This window comes from Streptomyces sp. A01 (assembly GCF_059026195.1).
On sequence record NZ_JBWLKN010000014.1, the window covers coordinates 114,802 to 133,934 of the forward strand.

General features: G+C 74.6%; 18 protein-coding genes. 14 read left to right on the forward strand and 4 right to left on the reverse strand.

Going from position 1 to position 19,133, the window contains the following annotated elements; translation table 11 throughout:
* Window positions 1-53 precede the first annotated feature (53 nt).
* The 12 genes from AC5P1B_RS20335 to AC5P1B_RS20390 all read left to right on the forward strand — a co-directional run bounded on the left by AC5P1B_RS20335 (window position 54) and on the right by AC5P1B_RS20390 (window position 13,199).
* Window positions 54-1,856: a carbamoyltransferase family protein gene (locus tag AC5P1B_RS20335; RefSeq protein ID WP_493888736.1), complete on the forward strand. Its 1,803-nt coding sequence runs from the start codon at window positions 54-56 to the stop codon at window positions 1,854-1,856.
* Window positions 1,853-2,920 (forward strand): glycosyltransferase family 2 protein, encoded by a 1,068-nt coding sequence (locus AC5P1B_RS20340; protein WP_493888737.1) that lies wholly within the window; start codon window positions 1,853-1,855, stop codon window positions 2,918-2,920. Before AC5P1B_RS20335 ends, AC5P1B_RS20340 begins: the two co-directional genes overlap by 4 nt.
* A gap of 3 nt (window positions 2,921-2,923) precedes the next feature.
* Window positions 2,924-3,769: a D-glycero-alpha-D-manno-heptose-1,7-bisphosphate 7-phosphatase gene (locus AC5P1B_RS20345; RefSeq protein WP_493888738.1), complete on the forward strand. Its 846-nt coding sequence runs from the start codon at window positions 2,924-2,926 to the stop codon at window positions 3,767-3,769.
* Window positions 3,766-4,833, forward strand: coding sequence for a glycosyltransferase family 9 protein (locus tag AC5P1B_RS20350; protein WP_493888739.1), 1,068 nt, complete (start codon window positions 3,766-3,768; stop codon window positions 4,831-4,833). Before AC5P1B_RS20345 ends, AC5P1B_RS20350 begins: the two co-directional genes overlap by 4 nt.
* The gene (locus tag AC5P1B_RS20355; RefSeq protein ID WP_493888740.1) at window positions 4,830-5,795 is read left to right on the forward strand and encodes a glycosyltransferase; all 966 of its coding nucleotides are present in this window, start codon (window positions 4,830-4,832) and stop codon (window positions 5,793-5,795) included. The genes AC5P1B_RS20350 and AC5P1B_RS20355 overlap by 4 nt, the downstream gene beginning before the upstream one ends.
* Complete coding sequence (locus tag AC5P1B_RS20360) at window positions 5,792-7,030, forward strand: glycosyltransferase (RefSeq protein ID WP_493888741.1); 1,239 nt, start codon at window positions 5,792-5,794, stop codon at window positions 7,028-7,030. The genes AC5P1B_RS20355 and AC5P1B_RS20360 overlap by 4 nt, the downstream gene beginning before the upstream one ends.
* Window positions 7,031-7,127: 97 nt before the next feature.
* Window positions 7,128-7,769 carry a D-sedoheptulose-7-phosphate isomerase gene (locus tag AC5P1B_RS20365; RefSeq protein WP_493888742.1) on the forward strand — a complete coding sequence of 214 codons (642 nt, stop codon included), beginning with the start codon at window positions 7,128-7,130 and terminating at the stop codon, window positions 7,767-7,769.
* An 82-nt stretch (window positions 7,770-7,851) separates the two neighbouring features.
* Window positions 7,852-9,258, forward strand: a complete 1,407-nt coding sequence (gene rfaE2, locus AC5P1B_RS20370) for a D-glycero-beta-D-manno-heptose 1-phosphate adenylyltransferase (RefSeq protein ID WP_493888743.1) — start codon at window positions 7,852-7,854, stop codon at window positions 9,256-9,258.
* Window positions 9,255-10,325: a glycosyltransferase family 9 protein gene (locus tag AC5P1B_RS20375; protein ID WP_493888744.1), complete on the forward strand. Its 1,071-nt coding sequence runs from the start codon at window positions 9,255-9,257 to the stop codon at window positions 10,323-10,325. Before rfaE2 ends, AC5P1B_RS20375 begins: the two co-directional genes overlap by 4 nt.
* Complete coding sequence (locus AC5P1B_RS20380) at window positions 10,322-11,191, forward strand: glycosyltransferase family 2 protein (RefSeq protein WP_493888745.1); 870 nt, start codon at window positions 10,322-10,324, stop codon at window positions 11,189-11,191. The genes AC5P1B_RS20375 and AC5P1B_RS20380 overlap by 4 nt, the downstream gene beginning before the upstream one ends.
* Window positions 11,192-11,387: 196 nt before the next feature.
* Complete coding sequence (locus AC5P1B_RS20385) at window positions 11,388-12,191, forward strand: VOC family protein (RefSeq protein ID WP_493888746.1); 804 nt, start codon at window positions 11,388-11,390, stop codon at window positions 12,189-12,191.
* A 471-nt stretch (window positions 12,192-12,662) separates the two neighbouring features.
* Window positions 12,663-13,199: a gamma carbonic anhydrase family protein gene (locus AC5P1B_RS20390; RefSeq protein ID WP_493888747.1), complete on the forward strand. Its 537-nt coding sequence runs from the start codon at window positions 12,663-12,665 to the stop codon at window positions 13,197-13,199.
* A 59-nt stretch (window positions 13,200-13,258) separates the two neighbouring features.
* On the opposite strand, the gene AC5P1B_RS20395 is transcribed toward AC5P1B_RS20390, so the two are convergent.
* The 3 genes from AC5P1B_RS20395 to AC5P1B_RS20405 all read right to left on the reverse strand — a co-directional run bounded on the left by AC5P1B_RS20395 (window position 13,259) and on the right by AC5P1B_RS20405 (window position 15,440).
* Entirely contained in the window at window positions 13,259-14,023 is a 765-nt protein-coding gene (locus AC5P1B_RS20395) for a DedA family protein (RefSeq protein ID WP_493888748.1), read from the reverse strand.
* A 289-nt stretch (window positions 14,024-14,312) separates the two neighbouring features.
* The gene (locus tag AC5P1B_RS20400; protein ID WP_493888749.1) at window positions 14,313-14,789 is read right to left on the reverse strand and encodes a hypothetical protein; all 477 of its coding nucleotides are present in this window, start codon (window positions 14,787-14,789) and stop codon (window positions 14,313-14,315) included.
* Between the two features lie 198 nt (window positions 14,790-14,987).
* Window positions 14,988-15,440, reverse strand: coding sequence for a DUF4442 domain-containing protein (locus AC5P1B_RS20405; RefSeq protein WP_493888750.1), 453 nt, complete (start codon window positions 15,438-15,440; stop codon window positions 14,988-14,990).
* An 82-nt stretch (window positions 15,441-15,522) separates the two neighbouring features.
* Between AC5P1B_RS20405 and AC5P1B_RS20410 the strand changes: the two genes are divergently transcribed.
* Window positions 15,523-16,668: a DUF8017 domain-containing protein gene (locus tag AC5P1B_RS20410; protein WP_493888751.1), complete on the forward strand. Its 1,146-nt coding sequence runs from the start codon at window positions 15,523-15,525 to the stop codon at window positions 16,666-16,668.
* A gap of 118 nt (window positions 16,669-16,786) precedes the next feature.
* Entirely contained in the window at window positions 16,787-18,115 is a 1,329-nt protein-coding gene (locus AC5P1B_RS20415; protein WP_493888752.1) for an MFS transporter, read from the forward strand.
* A gap of 89 nt (window positions 18,116-18,204) precedes the next feature.
* Here the strand turns inward: AC5P1B_RS20415 and AC5P1B_RS20420 are convergent, their stop codons facing one another.
* Window positions 18,205-19,068 carry a spermidine synthase gene (locus AC5P1B_RS20420; protein ID WP_493888753.1) on the reverse strand — a complete coding sequence of 288 codons (864 nt, stop codon included), beginning with the start codon at window positions 19,066-19,068 and terminating at the stop codon, window positions 18,205-18,207.
* Window positions 19,069-19,133: the final 65 nt, after the last annotated feature.

A 19,133-nucleotide genomic window follows, 5' to 3' on the forward strand; every position in this document is an offset into this window, starting at 1 on the left:
CCCGCCCTGTCCGCACTTACCGTCGCCGGAATCGCCGAAAGGCCAGTACGAGCATGCGCGTTCTCGGAATCAACGCCCTCTTCCACGACCCCGCCGCCGCCCTCGTCATCGACGGCCACACCGTCGCCGCCGCCGAGGAAGAACGCTTCTCCCGGCGGAAGCACGGCAAGCGGCCGGTGCCCTTCGCCGCGTGGGAGATGCCGGAGGCCGCCGCCGCCTGGTGCCTGACCCAGGCCGGGCTGCGCCCGCAGGACCTCGACGCGGTGGCCTACTCCTTCGACCCCGGCCTCGCCAGTCCCGCCGCCGAGATGGGCTTGGACGACCCCTGGGACCATCTGCGGCTGACGTACGCCCGCGAGGCGCCCGGCTTCCTCAAGACGGCGCTGCCCGGGCTCGATCCGGACATCGTGCGGTTCGTCCCGCATCACATGGCGCACGCGGCGTCCAGCGCCTTCGGCGCCCCCGGCGCGGAGACGTCCTCCGTCCTCGTCCTCGACGGACGCGGAGAGCACACCTCGCACCTCGCCGCCCACCGGGTCCACGACCGCCTTGAGCCGCTGTACGGGCAGGAACTCCCGCACTCCCTGGGCCTGGTCTACGAGGAGCTGACCGAGCATCTGGGCTTCCTGCGCTCCTCGGACGAGTTCAAGGTGATGGCGCTCGCCTCACACGGCCGGCCGCGGATGCTGAGCGAGCTGCGCCGGTACGTCCACCCCACCGGTGACGGCGGATTCCGCGCGACCGGTGTGCCGTGGGCGCAACTGTCCCCTCCCCGGCGGCCCGACGAGGCATGGACCCAGGACCACGCCGACGTCGCCGCGAGCGCCCAGGCGTGCCTGGAGGAGACGCTGCTGGACCTGGCGCGCTGGCTGCACGGGCGGACGCGCGACAGCGTGCTCACACTCGCCGGGGGTGTGGCGCTCAACTGCGTCGCCAACTCCCGTATCGCCCGCGAGGGCCCGTTCAGCCGGGTGTGGGTCCAGCCCGCCGCCGGTGACGCGGGCACCGCCCTCGGCGGCGCGCTGCTGCTGTCCGCGCAGAGCGGGGACTCGCCCGGGCCAATGGTGGGCGCCGCCCTGGGCCGGGGCTGGTCGGACGCCGAGCTGGAGGCGCGGCTGAAGACGGCGGCCGTGCCGTACGAGCGTCCTGACGACATCGCGGCCACCGTCGCCGAGGCGCTGGCGGACAACGCCATCGTGGCCTGGTTCCAGGGGCGTTCGGAGTACGGGCCGAGGGCACTGGGACACCGGTCGCTGCTGGCCCACCCCGGTCACGCGGGCAATCTGGAGCGGCTCAACGACGTCAAGGGACGTGAGCAGTTCCGGCCGGTCGCGCCGATGGTCCTCGCCGACCAGGCGGAACGCGTCTTCGACGGGCCACTGCCCAGCCCGTACATGCTCTTCGTCCACGATGTGGCCCTGGAATGGCGGGAGCGCATCCCCGCCGTGGTCCATGTGGACGGCACGGCCCGCATCCAGACAGTGGACCCCGCGACCGAGCCGCTGGTCGCCCGGATGCTCACCGAGTTCGAACGGCGGACGGGGCTGCCGGTGGTGGTCAACACCAGCCTCAACACGGCCGGGCGGCCCATGGTCGACGATCCGCGCGATGCCCTGGAGTGCTTCGGCTCGGCGCCGGTGGACCTGCTCGCGATCGGACCTTTCACGGTACGGCGGGGCGACTTCTTCACCGGCGGGCGAGACGAGGTGGCGGCCGCGGAACAGACGCCGTCCGGGCCCGTGACCCGCGGCGAAGGACGCCTTGCCTTCGCCGAAGCGGAAGCGCCCAGGCCGGAGGCGGCTTCGCCGCCCACCGCGTACGCGCGCGCCCGTGCCCAGCGGGGGGCCTCCCGATGACGCCCGGCCGGGCCGCGACGCCCGAACGCCCCGAGTACGCCGTCGTCGTCCCCACGTTGGGGCGGCCCAGTCTCACCGCGTGCCTGCGGGCGCTCGCCGACGCGGGCGAGCCGGGCCCGAGCCGCGTCGTCCTCGTCGACGACCGTCCGCTCGGGGAGTGCGGCCCGCTGCCCGTCGAGGTGCCCGGGGCGCTGCTCGACCGGGTGGAGATCGTGCCCGGCTGCGCGCGGGGACCGGCAGCGGCGCGGAACACGGGGTGGCGGGCCTGCTCCGAGCCGTGGATCGTCTTCCTCGACGACGACGTGATCCCCTCCCCCGGCTGGGCCGACGGCCTCGCCGCCGACCTGGCGTCAGCGGCCCCCCGTACGGCCGGTGTCACGGCTGACATCACCGTGCCCCTGCCCACCGACCGCAGGCCCACGGACTGGGAACGCAACACGGCCGGTCTGGCCAGCGCCCGCTGGATCACGGCCGACATGGCCTACCGGAGGGAGGCGCTGGAGGCCGTGGACGGTTTCGACGAGGAGTTCCGGCGCGCCTTCCGGGAAGACGCCGACCTGGCCTTGCGAGTCCTCGACGCGGGCTGGGAACTGTCCGCGGGCACGCGCGGGACCACCCACCCGGTGCGCCCCGCCGACCGCTGGGTCTCGGTGCGCGTCCAGGCCGGGAACGCCGACGACGTGCTGATGAACCGGCGGCACGGCCGGTCCTGGTGGGAGCGCGCCGACGCGCCGCGTGGACGGCTCCCGGGGCATCTGGCGGCGACAGGGGTGGCGGTGGCCGCGGTGGCCTGCGCCGTCGCAAGGCGACCGCGTCCCGCGCTCGTATGCGCCGCGTTGTGGGCTGGCGGTACGGCCGAGTTCGGCTGGGCGCGGATCGCGCCGGGCCCGCGGACCCGCGACGAAGTCGCCACGATGGCACTGACCAGCGTGCTCATCCCCCCGGTGGCCACCTGCCACTGGCTGCGGGGGCTGCTGCGGCATCGCCGGGCCGCGCCGCTGCCCCGGGGAGCGGCGCCCACGGCGGCGCCCGAGCGCCCACGGCCGCTCGCCGAGCGGGTGTGACCGATGACCTCGCACACCGCCGCTTCCCTCGGTGACGACGCGCGGCCGGGCGCGTCGTCCGTCGGCGAGCGAGGCCCGGCAGGCGTCTGGGGAGAGACCGGGCAGGGGCCACCCGGCGTCCGCGCCCTGGACGGGGACGCCACGGACGACGCGCGCGGCGTCCGCAACCCGGCGGACCCGTTTCACCCCACGGCGGCAGGTAACTCCTTCCCGGTGTCCACCGCGCCTCCCGGTACTTCGCCCCGCCCGCCCGGACAGCCGTGGCTCGCCGCCCGCCAGGGTGTGCCGCCCACCGTGCCACCCCGTCAGGAGGCCGGTAGCGGGCTGCCCCAGGCGGTGCTGTTCGACCGCGACGGCACGCTGGTCGTCGACGTGCCCTACAACGGCGACCCGGAGCGGGTGCGGCTGATGCCGGGCGCCAGGACAGCCGTGGACGCCGTGCGCGCGCTGGGCATCCCGGTGGGCGTGGTCAGCAACCAGTCGGGAGTGGCGCGCGGGCTGCTCACCCGTACGGACGTGGAGGCCGTCCGGTGCCGGGTGGAAGAGCTCCTCGGCCCGTTCGACGTCTGGGCGGTGTGCCCCCACGGGCCTGACGACGGATGCGCCTGCCGCAAGCCCGCTCCCGGCCTCGTCCTCGCCGCCTGCCGACAGCTCGGCGCCGACCCGGCGCGCGCGGCGGTCATCGGGGACATCGGCGCCGACATGGCGGCGGCCCACGCCGCCGGGGCCCGCGGGGTCCTGGTGCCCACCTCGCTGACGCTGCCCGCCGAGACGGCGGCGGCCCCGGAGAGCGCCGGTGACCTGCCGAGTGCGGTCCAGCTGCTCCTGTCCACCGGGGGGCCGGTGTGACGGCCGCGCCCCGTACCCTCATCGTCCGGCTCGACAGCGCCGGCGATGTGCTGCTCGCCGGTCCCGCCGTACGGGCGGCCGCCGCGGGCTCCTCGTACACGGCGCTGCTGTGCGGACCGCTGGGCGAGCGGGCCGCGCGGCTGCTGCCAGGCGTGGACGAGGTGCTCGTCCACGACGCCCCGTGGGTGGGCCTGGAGCCCGCACCGGTCTCCCGGCAGGTCACCGGCGCGCTGGTGGACGCGCTGGCCGCCCGGCGCTTCGACCGGGCGCTCATCCTGGTCTCCTTCCACCAGAGCCCGCTCCCGGCGGCGTTGCTGCTGAAGCTGGCGGGCGTGGGCTGGACAGCGGCGGACAGCGTGGACTACCCGGGGTCGCTGCTGGATCTGCGGCACCACCGGGCCCCGGGGCGGCATGAGGCGCTGGCCGCGCTGGACCTGGCCGAGGCGGCCGGGTTCGCGCTGCCGCCCGGGGACACCACGGCGCTGCGGGTCACCGAGCCGCCGGACACCACCCACCTCACCGGCACCGACCCCTACGTGGTCTTCCATCCGGGCGCCGCCGTACCGGCCCGCGCCTGGAGCGCGGACCGCGCGGCACGAGCCGCGGCGGCGCTCGCGGAAGCCGGCCACCGCCTCGTGATCACCGGCGGGCCCGGCGAGAAGGCGCTCACCGGCTACGTGGCGGCCGGCCACTCGCTCGACCTGGGCGGGCGCACCGACCTCCCGCAGCTGGCCGGGGTGCTCGCCGGGGCGCGGGTGGCCATCGTCGGCAACACCGGGCCCGCCCACCTGGCCGCCGCCGTCGGCACGCCCGTCACCTGCCTGTTCGCGCCCGTCGTCCCCGCCGCCCTCTGGGCGCCGCACGGCGTGCCGCACGTCCTGCTCGGGCAGCAGGACGCGGCGTGCGCGGGCAGCCGGGCCCGACGGTGCCCAGTGCCGGGCCACCCCTGCCTGAACGCGATCACCGATGCTGACGTGCTGTCCGCCGTCGCGTCCCTCACCGCCCGCCGGGCACCAGCCGCCGGGAACCGTGCCACCGATCCCGACCGAGGAGCGACCGTATGAACATCTTGTTGTGGCATGTCCACGGCTCTTGGACCACCGCGTTCGTACAGGGGCCGCACACCTACCTGGTGCCCGTCACCACCGAGCGTGGTCCTGACGGTCTCGGCCGGGCCCGTACGTACACCTGGCCCGACTCGGTGCTCGAACGCACCCCGGCGCAACTGCGTGACGACCCCGTCGACTTCGTCGTCCTGCAACGGCCGCACGAGGCCCTCCTGGCCGAGCAGTGGCTCGGCGGCCGCAGGCCGGGCCGGGACGTGCCCGCCGTCTACCTGGAGCACAACGCGCCCGACGGGATCGTGCCGGACACCCGGCACATCTGCGCCGACCGAGACGACCTCACGCTGGTGCACGTCACCCACTTCAACCGGCTGTTCTGGGACAACGGCGGCACCCGCACCACGGTGATCGAGCACGGCATCGTCGACCCGGGCCATCAGTACACCGGCCGCCTTGAGCGCGCCGCTGTCGTCGTCAACGAGCCCGTCAGGCGCGGCCGTACCACCGGTACCGACCTGCTGCCGGCCCTGTCGGCGGCTGCCCCGCTGTCCGTCTTCGGCATGGGCACCGACGGTCTCGCCCAGCACCTGGGCCTGCCGCCGGACCGCTGCCGCACCGCCGACCTTCCGCAGAGCGAGCTGCACGGCGCCATGGCCGCGTGCCGCCTCTACCTCCACCCGGTGCGCTGGACCTCGCTCGGGCTCTCCCTGCTGGAGGCCATGCACCTGGGCATGCCCGTGGTCGCCCTCGCGACCACGGAGGCGGTCGAGGCGGTGCCGCCGGGGGCCGGGACCCTGTCCACCCGGCCCGAGGTACTGGCCGACGCCGCCCGTTCCTACCTCGCGGAACCGGACGCCGCGGCCGAGGACGGCGCGCGCGCCCGGCAGGCGGCACTCGAACGGTACGGACTCAAGCGCTTCCTGGACGACTGGGAGCGCCTGATAGCGGAGGTAGCCGGATGACCATCCTCAAGCACATCAACGGGCTTTCCATCGCGCTCGTCTCGGAACACGCGAGTCCGCTCGCGGCTCTCGGCGGCGTCGACGCGGGCGGCCAGAACGTCCACGTCGCCCACCTGGCGGGGGCACTCGCCGACCGCGGGCACCAGGTCACCGTCTACACCCGCAGGGACGCGCCCGAGCCGCCGGACCGGGTGGACCTCCGCCCGGGAGTCGAGGTCAGGCACGTCCCCGCCGGTCCCCCACGGCAGCTCCCCAAGGACGAACTCCTGCCCCACATGGGTCCCTTCGGCCGCTACCTGGCCCGGGAGTGGCGCCTGCGGCGGCCTGACGTGGTCCACTCGCACTTCTGGATGTCCGGCGTCGCCGCGCTGTACGCCTGCCGGGAGCTGGGTCTTCCGCTGGCGCACACGTACCACGCGCTGGGCAGCGTCAAGCGCCGCCACCAGCGGGACTCCGACACCAGCCCGGCAGGGCGGATCAGCACCGAGACGGAGATCGGTGAGTGCTGCGACCGGATCATCGCGACCTGCCGCGACGAGGTCGACGAACTGACCGCCATGGGCATCCCCTCCCACCAGGTCACGGTCGTGCCCTGCGGCGTCGACACCGACCGCTTCACACCGTGGGGCCCCGCCGCCGACCGCGGCCCCCACCGGCACCTGCTGCTCCAGGTCGGCCGCCTCGTACCGCGCAAGGGCGCCGCCGTCTCCATCGCCGCACTGCCGTGGCTGCCCGGCGCCGAACTCGTCATCGCGGGCGGCCCGCCGCCGGAGCTGCTCGACGAGGAACCCGAGGTGCGGCGGCTGCGCGCCCTCGCCCGGTCGGCGGGCGTCGAGGACCGCGTGCGCTTCCTGGGCGCCGTGCCCTGCGCCGACATCCCGCCGCTGCTGCGGGCCGCCGACGTGACGCTCTGCCCGGCGGACTACGAGCCCTTCGGGATCGTGCCGCTGGAGGCGATGGGCTGCGGCACACCCGTCGTCGCCAGCGCCGTCGGCGGCCAGCTCGACACCGTGGCCGATCCGGGGACGGGGCGTCTTGTGCCGCCGGGCGACCCCGAGGCCCTCGCCCGCGCCACCCGCGGCCTGCTCGACGACCCCGCGCAGCGCGCGGTCTGCGGCAAGGCCGGCCGCCGCCGGGTCCTGACCCGCTACGGCTGGGACCGGGTGGCCCTGGCCACAGAAGCGGTCTACCGCGACACGCTGGCACGCCGCCCCGCCGTCACCGAGGTGGCCTGACCGGCCCCTCGCCCAGCGCCAACGCCACCGAACCCGAGATCGAAGAGGAGGTGCGGGCCAAGCCACCGTCCGTCTACGGGGTGCCGCCCGACCCGCCATGAGCGATTTCCTTGACGCCGCCCACGACCACTGCCAGTCGCTCCAGGACGCGCTGAGCCGGCTGCGCCGGTCCAGCCTCCGTGACATCGCGGACTGGGGCGGCCAGCTCGCCGCCGTCCTGCCGGTCGGCGGGCGCCTGCTGGCCGCGGGCAACGGCGGCAGTGCCGCCCAGGCGCAGCATCTGACCGCCGAACTCGTGGGCCGCTACCAGCGGGAGCGCCCCGCCTACTCCGCCATCGCGCTGCACGCCGAGACGTCGAGCGTGACCGCCATCGGCAACGACTACGGCTTCGAGCAGGTCTTCGCCCGGCAGGTCGCCGCGCACGGGCGCCCCGGTGATGTGCTGATGCTGCTGTCGACCTCGGGCCGCAGCCCCAATCTGGTGACCGCCGCGGAGACCGGCCGGGCCGCCGGACTGCGGGTGTGGGCGATGACGGGCCGGGGCCCCAACCCGCTGACCAGAGCGGCGCACGAATCCGTGTGCGTCAACGCGGACAGCACGGCGACGGTGCAGGAAGCCCACCTGGTGGCGGTGCACCTGCTGTGCGAGAGCTTCGACGCCTGCTGTGTGCCCCGCTCCCCCGCCGCGGCCGGGTCCGCCCTGGAAGCGGCGACGGCCCGCCGGGAGCGGCCGCTGTGACCACGGGAATCCCGGCCCCGGCGCGCGCGGCCAGTCCCGCGCCCGCCGCCCGCTCCACGACACCAGCGCTTGGGAGGCTCAGGTGAAAGAACGGCAGCCGCTCGTCGTCGTCGGTGACGTCCTGCTGGACCAGGACATCGACGGGGACGCGCACCGATTGGCACCCGACGCCCCCGCGCCCGTCGTGGACGTGCGTGAGGAGCACAGCCGCCCCGGCGGAGCGGGACTCGCCGCCGCGCTCGCCGCTCGCGGCGGACGCGAGGTCGTCCTGGTCACCGCGCTCGGCGACGACCCGGCGAGTGAGACGGTCCGCCGTGCCCTGCGCGGCCGGGTCCGGCTGGTCGAACTCCCGCTCAACGGGACGCTCCCGGTCAAGACCAGGGTCCGGGCGGCGGGACGGCCGCTGCTGCGCATCGACCGCGGCGACGGCGTCCCCGGCGAACCGGACGACGCGGTCCGCTCCGCGCTCGCCGCCGGTCACACCGTCCTCGTCGCCGACTACGGCCGCGGCACCGCGCACGCCGTGCGCTCCGCACTCGCCGAAGCCGCCCTGCGCGCACCGCTGCTGTGGGACCCGCACCCGCGCGGCGGCAGCCCCGTCCCCGGTGCCCGCATCGTCACCCCCAACGCGGCCGAGGCCCGCGCCCTGAGCCCCGAGGACGACGCGTCGCTGCGCGCGGACGCGGCACGCGGCGCCAGGCTGGCCGACCGCTGGCGGGCGGCCGCCGTCGCGGTCACGCTCGGGGAGCGCGGAGCGCTGCTGGTCCAGGCGGGCAGCGAGCGCCCCATGCTCGTACCGCCGCCGTATCGCGCCGAGGGCGACCCGTGCGGGGCGGGCGACTGCTTCGCCGCCTCGACGGCCGCCGCGCTCGCCGACGGGGCGCTGCCCGAGGAGGCCGTCCAGCGGGCCGTCGCCGAGGCCGCCGCGTTCGTCACCGCGGGCGGCGCGGGCAACCGGGACCTGTGGCGGACCCCGCCCCCGCCCAGCGGCCTGCCGCCGGAGCCCGTGGACGCCTTCCGGCTCGCCGCTTCCGTACGAGCCCGGGGCGGGACGGTCGTCGCCACCGGCGGGTGCTTCGACCTGCTGCACGCCGGGCACGTCGGGCTGCTGGAAAGCGCGCGCCGCATAGGGGACTGCCTCATCGTGTGCGTCAACTCGGACGAGTCCATCGCGCGGCTCAAGGGCCCCGGCAGGCCGCTCACCCCCGCCGCCGACCGGGTGCGTGTCCTGTCCGGGCTCGGCAGCGTCGACGCCGTCGCCGTGTTCACGGAGAACACCCCGGAGAACCTGCTGCGGCGGCTGCGGCCCGACGTCTGGGTCAAGGGCGGCGACTACTCCGTCGACGCGCTGCCCGAGGCGTCCGCCCTGCGCGAATGGGGCGGCCAGGCCCTGGTGCTGCCCTACCTCGACGGACGCTCCACCACCTCGCTGGCCCACCGCGCGGCCCGCTCCGCCGCCCGCACCACCCTGGGGGAACGCCGCCCATGACCACACCAGCCGACCCACTCCGCCCGGGCTCCTCCGGCGTGCGTGCCACCAACGGAGCGGCGGGCGGCCACGGCCGGGCGCTGGTCCTGCGGGCGCTCGGGCTGGGCGACCTGCTCACCGCCGTGCCCGCGCTGCGGGCGCTGCGGCGGGGACTGCCCGGCCACGAGATCGTCCTGGCGGCGCCCGCCCGGCTGGCCGACGCCGCCGCCGCCACCGGCCTGGTCGACCGGCTGCTGCCCGCGACAGCGCCGGGCCGCGCCGTACCGCGGCGGCTCGACTGGACCGGCCCGCCACCCGACGTCGCCGTCGACCTGCACGGCAACGGCCCCGCGAGCCATCTGCTCCTTGACCGGCTGCGCCCCGGGCGGCTGCTGGCGTACGCGCACCCGGACACCCCACGGATTCCCGGCCCCGCGTGGCAGCCCGACGAGCACGAACGGCACCGGTGGTGCAGGCTGCTCGCCTGGTACGGGTTCCCGGCGGACCCCGACGACCTGCGGCTGCCCATGCCGTCTTCGCCGTCGCCCGCCGCCGGGGCGGTGGTCGTGCACCCCGGCGCCGACGCGGCGGCCCGCCGCTGGCCCGCGCGCCGGTTCGCCGCGGTCGCCGGGGAGCTGCACCGGGCGGGGCACACCGTCGTCGTGACGGCGGGCGCGGGCGAGGGCCCGCTCGCCCACGCGGTGGCGACGGAGGCCGGGCTGCCCCGGGCCTCGGTGCTGGGCGGGGCGGGTGATGTGCCCTTCGGCCGCCTGGCCGCGCTGGTGGCGCGCGCTCGGGCCGTCGTCGTCGGCGACACCGGCCTGGCCCATCTCGCCACCGCGCTCGGTACACCGTCGGTCGTCCTGTTCGGCCCGGTCGCGCCGCGCCTGTGGGGCCCTCCTGACCTTCCCCGCCACCGGGTGCTGTGGCACCCGGACGCGGCGGACCAGGCCCGGCCCGGCGACGCGCACGGCGGCCGGCCGGACGAGCGGCTGCTGCGGATCACTCCGGAGGAGGTCGTGCAGGCGGTGCGCGCGCTGCCCAGTCCCGCGCCCGGCCGCCCGCTCGTACCGGAGGGAACGCCGTGACCACGGACACTCCCCGTGTCGGTGTCGTCGTCATCACCCGCGACCGCCGCGCGAGCGTGCTGCACACCCTGGAACGCCTGACGGAGCTGCCCGAGCGGCCGCCGGTCGCCGTGGTCGACAACGGTTCTTCGGACGGCACCGCCGATGCCGTCCGCCTCCACTACCCGCGCGTGCGCCTGCTGAGCCCGGGGCGCAACCTCGGCGCGGTGGGCCGCACTTACGGGGCCGCCGCGCTCGGCACGCCGTACATCGCCTTCAGCGACGACGACTCCTGGTGGGAGCCGGGCGCCCTGGGCCGCGCGGCGGAACTCCTCGACGCCCATCCGCGCCTGGCGCTGATCGCCGCGGCCACACGGGTGGGCCCCGCCGGTCTCCCCGACCCGCTCAACAAGGCGCTGGCGGCCTCTCCGCTCGGCACGGAGGACGACCTGCCGGGCCCGGGTGTGCTGGGCTTCCTGGCCTGCGCGGCCGTGGTGCGGCGCGCGGCGTTCCTCGGGGTGGGCGGTTTCCACCCGGTGCTGCACTTCGGGGCGGAGGAGACGCTGCTCGCCCTCGACCTGGACGCGGAGCGGTGGGGCGTCGTCCACTGCTCCGACGTCGTCGCCCGGCACCATCCGGACGACGGCCCGCGCCACGGACGCGACGCGCGCGTACGCCGCAACGTGCTGCTGACGGCGTGGCTGCGCCGCCCGCTGCGGCACGCGCTGCGGCAGACGGGGCAGCTCATCGCCGACTGCCCCGTGGACCCCATGGCCAGACAGGCGCTGAGCGAGGCGGCCCGGCGGCTGCCCGCCGCGCTGGCCCGCCGCCGCGTCCTGCCGCCACGGGTCGAACGACGGCTGCGGCTCCTCGAAGCAGGCTCATGACAGCCCGTCCACCAGCGAAGGCTCTCGCCACGGCGAGCGCCTCCCGTGCCCGCCGCGCGCCCCGACCGCCCCGGGCGCGGCGCGCGGAGCGGTCCGCGCGGGCAACCCGACATGCGCCTCCCCCATGAAGCTGGCAAGGTGACCGGCGGGGCCCGAACGGGCGAAGTCCCCACAACCCAGGAGGGAAGCGAGACTCATGTCCTCCTCACGTCACGCGGTGCCCGGAGCCCCGTGCTGGATGAGCCTGATGGCCCGGGACCTGCACGCCGCCCAGGACTTCTACAGCGCCGTTCTCGGCTGGTCCTACCGGCCCGGCGCGCTGGGCGCGGAATTCTCCGTCGCCCTCCTCGACGGGGAGCCCGTCGCCGGTCTCGGCGCGCTGGCCGACACCTTCCAGGTGTCCGTGTCCTGGACGCCCTACTTCGCCGTCGAAAGCGCGGACGAGGCCACGTCCCGCGTCAGGGAACGCGGCGCCACGGTCGCCGTGGGGCCGCTGCGGTTCGGGGCCGGCCGTGCCGCGCTGGCCTCCGACCGCGACGGCGCGGTCTTCGGCCTGTGGGAGGGCAAGGTACTGCCCTGGTCGGTGGGGCGCGGCAGCGCTCCCGCATGGCTGGAGCTGCGCACCCGCGACGCGTTCGCCGCCGCGATCTTCTACGGGGAGGTCCTCGGCTGGGCCAGCCCCGGCCGGGCCGGCTGCGACGTGGACTACGCGCAGGGCCAGGTGCTGCTGACCGACGGGACCCAAGCGGTCGCCGGGCTGTGCGGCGGGGCGGTGGAAGCAGCGCCCGACCCGACCATCCGGCCCCGCTGGCACGTGTACTTCCACGCCGCCGACGTGGACACAGCGGTGAAGGCCGCGGTGGCCTCCGGCGGATCGGTCGCCTCCGGTCCGGTGGCGTCCCCGCTGGGGTACGAGGCCACACTCCGCGATCCGGACGGCGGCCTGTTCACCGTGACGACGGCACGCGGACGGCCTGCCGAGCCCTGCCAGCACGACTGAACGGCCCTCGGTTCCTCGGCATCGCTTTCCCCGGCACATCCCCGGCACAGCCGACTGGACGCCTGGCCCTGCCCGCACCCGAGCCTGGGCCTGGAGGGACGCCGGGGTGGCGCCGGGCACGGAGCGGGAGAATCCGTGCCCGGCGCTCTCTCCTCCCCCAGGCTCTCCTCTTCCAGGCAGGCGCCGGAACGCGATCGCGGTCCGGGTGTTCGGGTGCCACATCCTGACGGCCCAAAACCCCGCACGCCCCAACTCGCCCTCGCCGGGCCCGAATCGCGCCACGCGGACCGCACCCGCCGCGCCCCGTCCCCCCACCCTCGTCTACGGTGCCCTGAGCGCGCGGCGCCCTGTCACGCGGCACATCACACGAGTACGCATCACACGAGCACCGGAGCAGCCCGCCACGCCCCAGCCGCCGGCTCAGCCCGGCGGACGCGGCCGGGCGGGACGGCGAGAGGCAAGGAGAAGGCGATGACGGAGCGCGCGTTGATCATGGGCATGGGCGGCAAGCGACCCCGGATCGACCCGGCGGCGTTCACCGCGCCGACGTCGGTGGTCATCGGGGACGTCACGCTCGCGGCGGGCGCCAGCGTCTGGTACCAGGCCGTGCTGCGTGCCGACTGCGGCCCGATCACGCTCGGCGCCGACACCAACATCCAGGACAACTGCACCCTGCACGTCGATCCGGGGTTCCCGATCGCCGTCGGTGAGCGGGTGTCGGTCGGGCACAACGCCGTGCTGCACGGCTGCACCGTCGAGGACGACGTGCTGGTGGGCATGGGCGCCACCGTGCTCAACGGCGCGGTGATCGGCGCGGGCTCCCTGGTCGCCGCGCAGGCGCTGGTGCCGCAGGGCATGCGGGTGCCACCTGGTTCGCTGGTGGCCGGGGTGCCCGCCAAGGTGAAGCGGGAGCTGACAGCCGAGGAACGCGAGGGCCTGAAGGTCAACGCCGCGATGTACCTCGAACTGGCTCGCGCGCACGAGGAGGCGGCGGCCCAGCAGGAGTGACCGGGCTCGCGCCTCGGCCCGGGGCGGCGGGTCGGCCGTACACGGCCGACCCGCCGGGGTCAGTCCTCCCGCGAACCCGCGCCCGCGGGCACGGTGACGGCCTCCGCGGGGACGCCCTGGTCCGGTCGCGTGGAACTCGGCGCGTCCCCGTCCGGGCCGGGCTGGTCCCGCCGCGCGCCCGGCTCCGCGTCGGCCGTGCCCGCCTGCGCGTCGGCCTCCGCCTCGGCGTGCTTGGCCTTGCGCTTCATGACCAGCATCGAGCCCAGGCCGAAGCATACGGCGACGACGAGCCCGAGCCAGGAGAAGCGCTTCAGCCAGTCCTCGGCGACGACGCCGAGGTAGTAGATGACCGCGGTCGTGCCGCCCGCCCAGACGATGCCGCCGAGCACGTTGGCGATCGCGAACTTCCAGTACGGCATCCGCAGCACACCGGCGAGCGGACCGGCGAAGATCCGCAGCAGCGCGACGAAGCGGCCGAAGAAGACCGCCCACATGCCCCACTTCTGGAACGACCGCTCGGCCGAGGCCACCTGCCGTGGACCGAAGTGCTTGGGGAACTTCCCGCCGAGCCAGGTCAGCAGCGGCTGGCCGCCCTTGCGGCCGATCACATAGCCGATCGAGTCGCCGATGATCGCGCCCGCGGTCGCTGAGGCACCCAGGATGAACGGGTCGATGTGGTCCTGTGTCCCGGCCAGCAGCGCCGCGCTGACCAGGATGATCTCGCCGGGCAGCGGAATGCCGAGACTCTCCAGACCGATCACCAGCCCAACGAGCAGATAGATGCTGACCGCTGGTACGGTCTCCAGCCATTCCTGGACGTGCAACGCCGTTCCTCCCCGCGAACCACAACTGTTCCCGCGCGCGGAAATAAGGATTCCGGCGCCCGGGGAAGCCTACTGGACCAGGGGGAACCCACCGTGTCAGGCACTGAAGCGACGCGAGGACAACCGCCCCCACGGCCTCCCCTCACCCCCACCGGCACGGCCGCCCCGCACCCGGCGCCGTCACCGCCCCCCGGGCGGGGCATGAGGAAGCCCCACCGCGCGACGCGGACGGTGTCCGGCAGTGGGGCTTGGGTGAGTCTCTTCGGAGAGCTCTTCAGGTGTGGGTCTCTCAGGTGTGGATGGCGAGCTTGAACTGCGCGTGCGTGATCTTCCGGGATGAGCGGGAGTTGTGCCGTACGAGGAAGGCGACCGGGGTGCGGGGGTGCACGAACATCTCGTGGCACTTGTGCCGGTACTGGCCGCCCGGGGTGGGCGCGTGGTCCTCGGTCGCCGTGGAGTCGTAGCCGGTGGACAGGTTCAGCGGGTCGCGTACGAACCTGTCACGGACCTCGGAGTAGTTTCCCGCCTCCCAGAACACGATGGCGGTCAGCGACCCCCAGCCGTCGACAGCGGGCCAGATGAGCCCGGCCCGGCGGTCCTTGCGCCAGTTGCGGATGCGGTAGCCGTCGGGCTGATCCACCTGGTGCATGCCGTGCCCGTCGTAGGACTCGGCGCTGCCGAAGGGGAAATGGACGATGTGGTACTCGCCGTCAGCGGGGATGGTGCGCGGTTCGTTGAGGATCAAGGAGCACACATGGACGGTCATACGGTGAACCTCCCGTCAGAGGCCGGAAATCAACCGTGGAACCACGTCCATGGTGGCGCGGGGGAACCGTGAGCGCCGGTGCCGGTACCGGACTTTCTGATATTTCAACTACCGCGAAGCTCCCCAGCCACCCCCGCACCAGCGGCTCCCGGCCGCTGCCTCGCCCGACGGGAAGCAGCCGGTCACCGCACAGCGACGTCAGCTGTTGGGCCGGAGCGTCCAGATGATCGTCATCTCTCCGGTGACGGCACCGTCCTCCCGCGTGATGGCGACCTTCACCGGGAATTCGGGGCGGCCCCCGGCGTCCAGTTCGGCGACGACGTCGGCGATCGGACGGCCCAGCTCAGCGGTGGCCGTGACCTGCCCCTTGGCGAGCTTCTTGTACCCGATCTCCGCGCGCACCGCGAGCGGCACCGCCCGTGAGAGCTGGTCTCCGAAGGCGGCGATGACGATCGCCCCACTCGCGGACTCGGCCAGGGTGAACATCGCACCCGCGTGCGGTCCGGCGACGTGGTTGTGGAAGTCGGGCTGGTCGGGCAGGCGCAGTACGGCCCGCTCGGGGGTGGTCTCGACGTACTCCAGGTTCAGGGTACGGACCATCGGCACGGAGGCCGTGAGCATCTCGCCGATCGACGGCAGGGTCTCTGACATGCCCGCAAGTTACCAGTGGGTAGCCCCTTGGGGGAAGGGCGCCCGTAGCAGCCCGCGCCATGCCCCTCTATGGTTACTCGCCATGTGGCCAGGACAGCAGCCGCCCGGGGGCGAGCAAAACCCGCAGGACCCGAACCCATACCAGCAGCCGGGCTACCAACAGCCGGGGCAGGGACAGGGACAACCCAATCCGTACCAGCAGCCGGCGCAGGCACCTTCTCCGTACCAGCAGCCGGGGCCACCGCCCCCGCCCGGAGCGCCGCAGGGCACCACGCCGCCCACGGCTCCGCAGCAGGGCGCCCCGAACCCGTACCAGCAGCCGGGCTACCAGCAGCCCGCCCCGGCGTGGAACACACCGGGGGCTCCGGCCGCACCGCAGCCCCCGCAGGGCGGCGGCGGTGACAAGCGCAAGAAGACGATAGCCATCGTGGCAGCGGCGGCCGTGGTCACCGCCGCGGTGGTCGTCGGCGTCGTCGCGCTCACGGGCGGCGACAAGGACGACAAGGACGACACCGCCAAGGACAAGCCGAAGCCCACCGCCCCGGCGAAGTCCGACAAGCCCGCGCAGCCCGGTGGCGGCGGCGAGGACGACCCGCGCGGCGGCGAGGAGGACAACCCCCGGGGTGCCGACCCGGCCGCCGAGCCCGTCATTCCCGGCTGGAAGACGGTGATCAGCGCCAAGCGGCACGTCGCCTTCGACGTTCCCGACTCCCCGGACTGGAAGGTCGAGTCGGCGGGTCTGTCCGTCGGCTTCGAGGACCCCAAGGGCAAGCCGCTGGTCGTCATGTCCAGCCCCGCCACGTACAAGCCGGACGCCTGTTCCATGAAGGTCGAAGGCAAGACCGAGCCGGACACCAGCGACCTGGGCAGTACGGGCACCAAGGGCGCGCAGGGCGCGAAGAGCGAGGCCAGCGCGTCCCAGATCGAGGCCGAGAACTGGGTGATCGCCGGGTACGACCAGAAGCAGACCGGCACGCTCAAGACGGTCAAGCCGAAGCCGTTCCAGAGCGAGCACGGCCTGAAGGGCTACACCTCCTCGGCCGTCATGAGCAACGTCAAGAAGACCGACAAGTGCGACACGGACGGCAAGTCGTTCACCGTCACCTACACGGACACCAACGGTGACTACGCGACCTGGGTGCTGCACACCGCGACGAACGTCAAGGACGAGCTGCCCGACGCCACCATCAAGAAGATCATGAGCTCACTGCGGCCCCTGAAGTCCTGAGGACGCACGAGCACACGAACGCACGCACCGCGCCCACAGCACAAGCACCGCCCGCCCGGCCTGAGTCCGCGAGGAAACCGGCTTGGCATCGGGGACCGCCGCCGGGGACAGTCCGCTGGTGACCACTCCCTCCGCCACCCGCCACCAGCCTCGCCGACCGGTCTGGGCGGGCCGCAACTACACACTGCTGACCGCCGCCGCCGTGGTGGCGGGCCTCGGGAACTCCGGGGCCCTCATCGCGGCGGCGTTCGCGGTTCTCGACGCGGGCGGCGACGGCACCGACGTCGGCCTCGTGGCCGCGGCCCGCACCGCGCCGCTGGTGCTGTTCCTGCTGATAGGCGGCGCCGTGGCGGACCGGCTGCCACGGCATCAGGTGATGGTCGCGGCGAACACCCTCAACTGCGTGTCCCAGGCGGCGTTCGCCGTCCTGGTGCTGACGGGCGACGCACAGCTGTGGCAGATGGCCGTCCTCGCCGCACTGGGCGGCACCGGCCAGGCGTTCTTCGCCCCTGCCGCCGAAGGCATGGTGCTGTCGTCCGTCACCGGCGAACAGGCCAGCCGCGCCTTCGCCTTCTTCCGGATGGGCGTGAACGGCGCGAACATCGGCGGCGCCGCGCTCGGCGGGGCCCTAGTCGCCACCGTCGGTCCCGGCTGGGTCCTGGCCGTCGACGCCGCCGCTTTCGCCCTCGCGGGGGCCCTGCGCGCCTTCCTCGACGTCAGTCACATCCCCGTACGCGGACCGAGCGGCGGCCTGCTGCGCGATCTGCGCGACGGCTGGCGCGAAGTGACGGGGCGGCCGTGGCTGTGGAGCATCGTGGCGCAGTTCGCCGTGGTCAACGCCGTGGTGGCGGCGGCCGAGTCGGTCTACGGACCCCAAGTCGCCGAGGACCACCTCGGCGGAGCCCAGCCATGGGGAGTGGCACTCGGGGCGTTCGGAGCGGGCACCGTCATCGGCGGACTCCTCATGACCCGCTGGCGCCCACGCCGCCTGCTCCTCGTCGGCACCCTGTGCGTCTTCCCCCTCGCCCTGCCCTCGGCGGCACTCGCCGTTCCGCTGGACACCTCCGGTCTGGTCGCGGTGATGTTCGTCAGCGGGATCACCGTGGAGATCTTCGGCGTCTCGTGGATGATGGCGCTCCACCAGGAGATTCCGGAGGACAAGTTCTCCCGGGTCTCCGCGTACGACTGGTTCGGTTCGGTGGCGATGCTCCCCGTGGCGACGGCGCTCGCGGGACCGGCGGAAGACCTGCTCGGTCGGGGCAACGCGCTGTGGGGTTGCTCGGCGCTCGTCGTCCTGCTGACGGCGGCGGTCCTGACCGTCCCGAGCGTGCGGCGCCTCGAACGCCGAAGCGCTGGGCGCGTGGCGGGCGGGCCGCCGGACAAGCCGGGCGACGCCGCCGGCGGGGAAGGCCACACGGCCGTCGCGGCAGCCGGGGACGGCAGCTGACGGCGGCTGGCGGAGCGGGCTGCCCGGGGAGGCCGCCGGAGGGGTGGAGGACCGCTGACGACGCGGCCACCGCCGTCACGGGCGCGGCTTCAGCCGATGCTGAAGGCGCCTGCCGGCGGTTGCGGCGACGGCACAGCTTCCGCGTCGCATACGGGGCCGGCTTCGGCCATGAACCCGCGCAGCGCCGGCCCGTCGAGCACGCGGGCGGGGAACGCGTCGGCGGCGGTACGGCGCGCCAGCGCGGCCACCGGCAGATCACCGTGCGACGCCACGAGGATCGCGTTGCCGAACCGCCTCCCGCGCAGCACTCCGGGCTCAGCGATCAGGCACAGCCGCGCGAAGACGCTGCTGAGGGTCGCCACTTGGGAGCGGAGGAAGCCGAAGGGCGCGCCGTCGGCGAGGTTCGCCACGTAACGGCCCTCCGGGCGCAGCACGCGGGCGGCATGCCGCGCGTACTCGACCGACGTCAGATGCGCGGGCACCCGTGAGCCGCCGAAGACATCGGAGACCACGACATCGGCCGACACGTCGGGGGCCGCTTCCAGGGCGGCGCGCGCGTCGGCCGCGTGCACCTCGATCCCGGCCGAGGGGACGAGCGGCAGATGTCCGGCGACCAGCCCGAGGAGACCGCCGTCCGCCTCGATCACCGACTGGGCTGATCCGGGGCGGGTGGCGGCGACGTAACGCGGCAGGGTCAGCGCGCCACCGCCGAGATGCAGCACGTCGAGCGCGTCGGTGGCGTCGTCCGCACCGGAAGGCGCCACCGCCGTGTCGATCACGTGGGCGAGCCGTCGCACGTACTCGAACTCCAGGTAGGCGGGGTCGTCCAGATCGACGTACGACTGCGGAGCCCCGTCCACGGTCAGCAGCCAGCCACGCGGCCGGTCCACATCAGGCATCAGCTTCGCGACACCGTGATCCACGGCTCGGCTTACGGGTATCCGGTCGTCCACTCCCCCATTGTGACGGAGCACGAGAGCGCCGCCGCCCCCTCCCGTACGCTCCGCCGACGCGGGGA

Coding starts and splice junctions, on each gene's coding strand:
- AC5P1B_RS20335 (WP_493888736.1), top strand. CDS start 54: ATGCGCGTTCTCGGAATCAACGCCCTCTTCCACGACCCCGCCGCCGCC.
- AC5P1B_RS20340 (WP_493888737.1), top strand. CDS start 1,853: ATGACGCCCGGCCGGGCCGCGACGCCCGAACGCCCCGAGTACGCCGTC.
- AC5P1B_RS20345 (WP_493888738.1), top strand. CDS start 2,924: ATGACCTCGCACACCGCCGCTTCCCTCGGTGACGACGCGCGGCCGGGC.
- AC5P1B_RS20355 (WP_493888740.1), top strand. CDS start 4,830: ATGAACATCTTGTTGTGGCATGTCCACGGCTCTTGGACCACCGCGTTC.
- AC5P1B_RS20360 (WP_493888741.1), top strand. CDS start 5,792: ATGACCATCCTCAAGCACATCAACGGGCTTTCCATCGCGCTCGTCTCG.
- AC5P1B_RS20365 (WP_493888742.1), top strand. CDS start 7,128: ATGAGCGATTTCCTTGACGCCGCCCACGACCACTGCCAGTCGCTCCAG.
- AC5P1B_RS20375 (WP_493888744.1), top strand. CDS start 9,255: ATGACCACACCAGCCGACCCACTCCGCCCGGGCTCCTCCGGCGTGCGT.
- AC5P1B_RS20385 (WP_493888746.1), top strand. CDS start 11,388: ATGTCCTCCTCACGTCACGCGGTGCCCGGAGCCCCGTGCTGGATGAGC.
- AC5P1B_RS20390 (WP_493888747.1), top strand. CDS start 12,663: ATGACGGAGCGCGCGTTGATCATGGGCATGGGCGGCAAGCGACCCCGG.
- AC5P1B_RS20400 (WP_493888749.1), bottom strand. CDS start 14,789: ATGACCGTCCATGTGTGCTCCTTGATCCTCAACGAACCGCGCACCATC.
- AC5P1B_RS20405 (WP_493888750.1), bottom strand. CDS start 15,440: ATGTCAGAGACCCTGCCGTCGATCGGCGAGATGCTCACGGCCTCCGTG.
- AC5P1B_RS20410 (WP_493888751.1), top strand. CDS start 15,523: ATGTGGCCAGGACAGCAGCCGCCCGGGGGCGAGCAAAACCCGCAGGAC.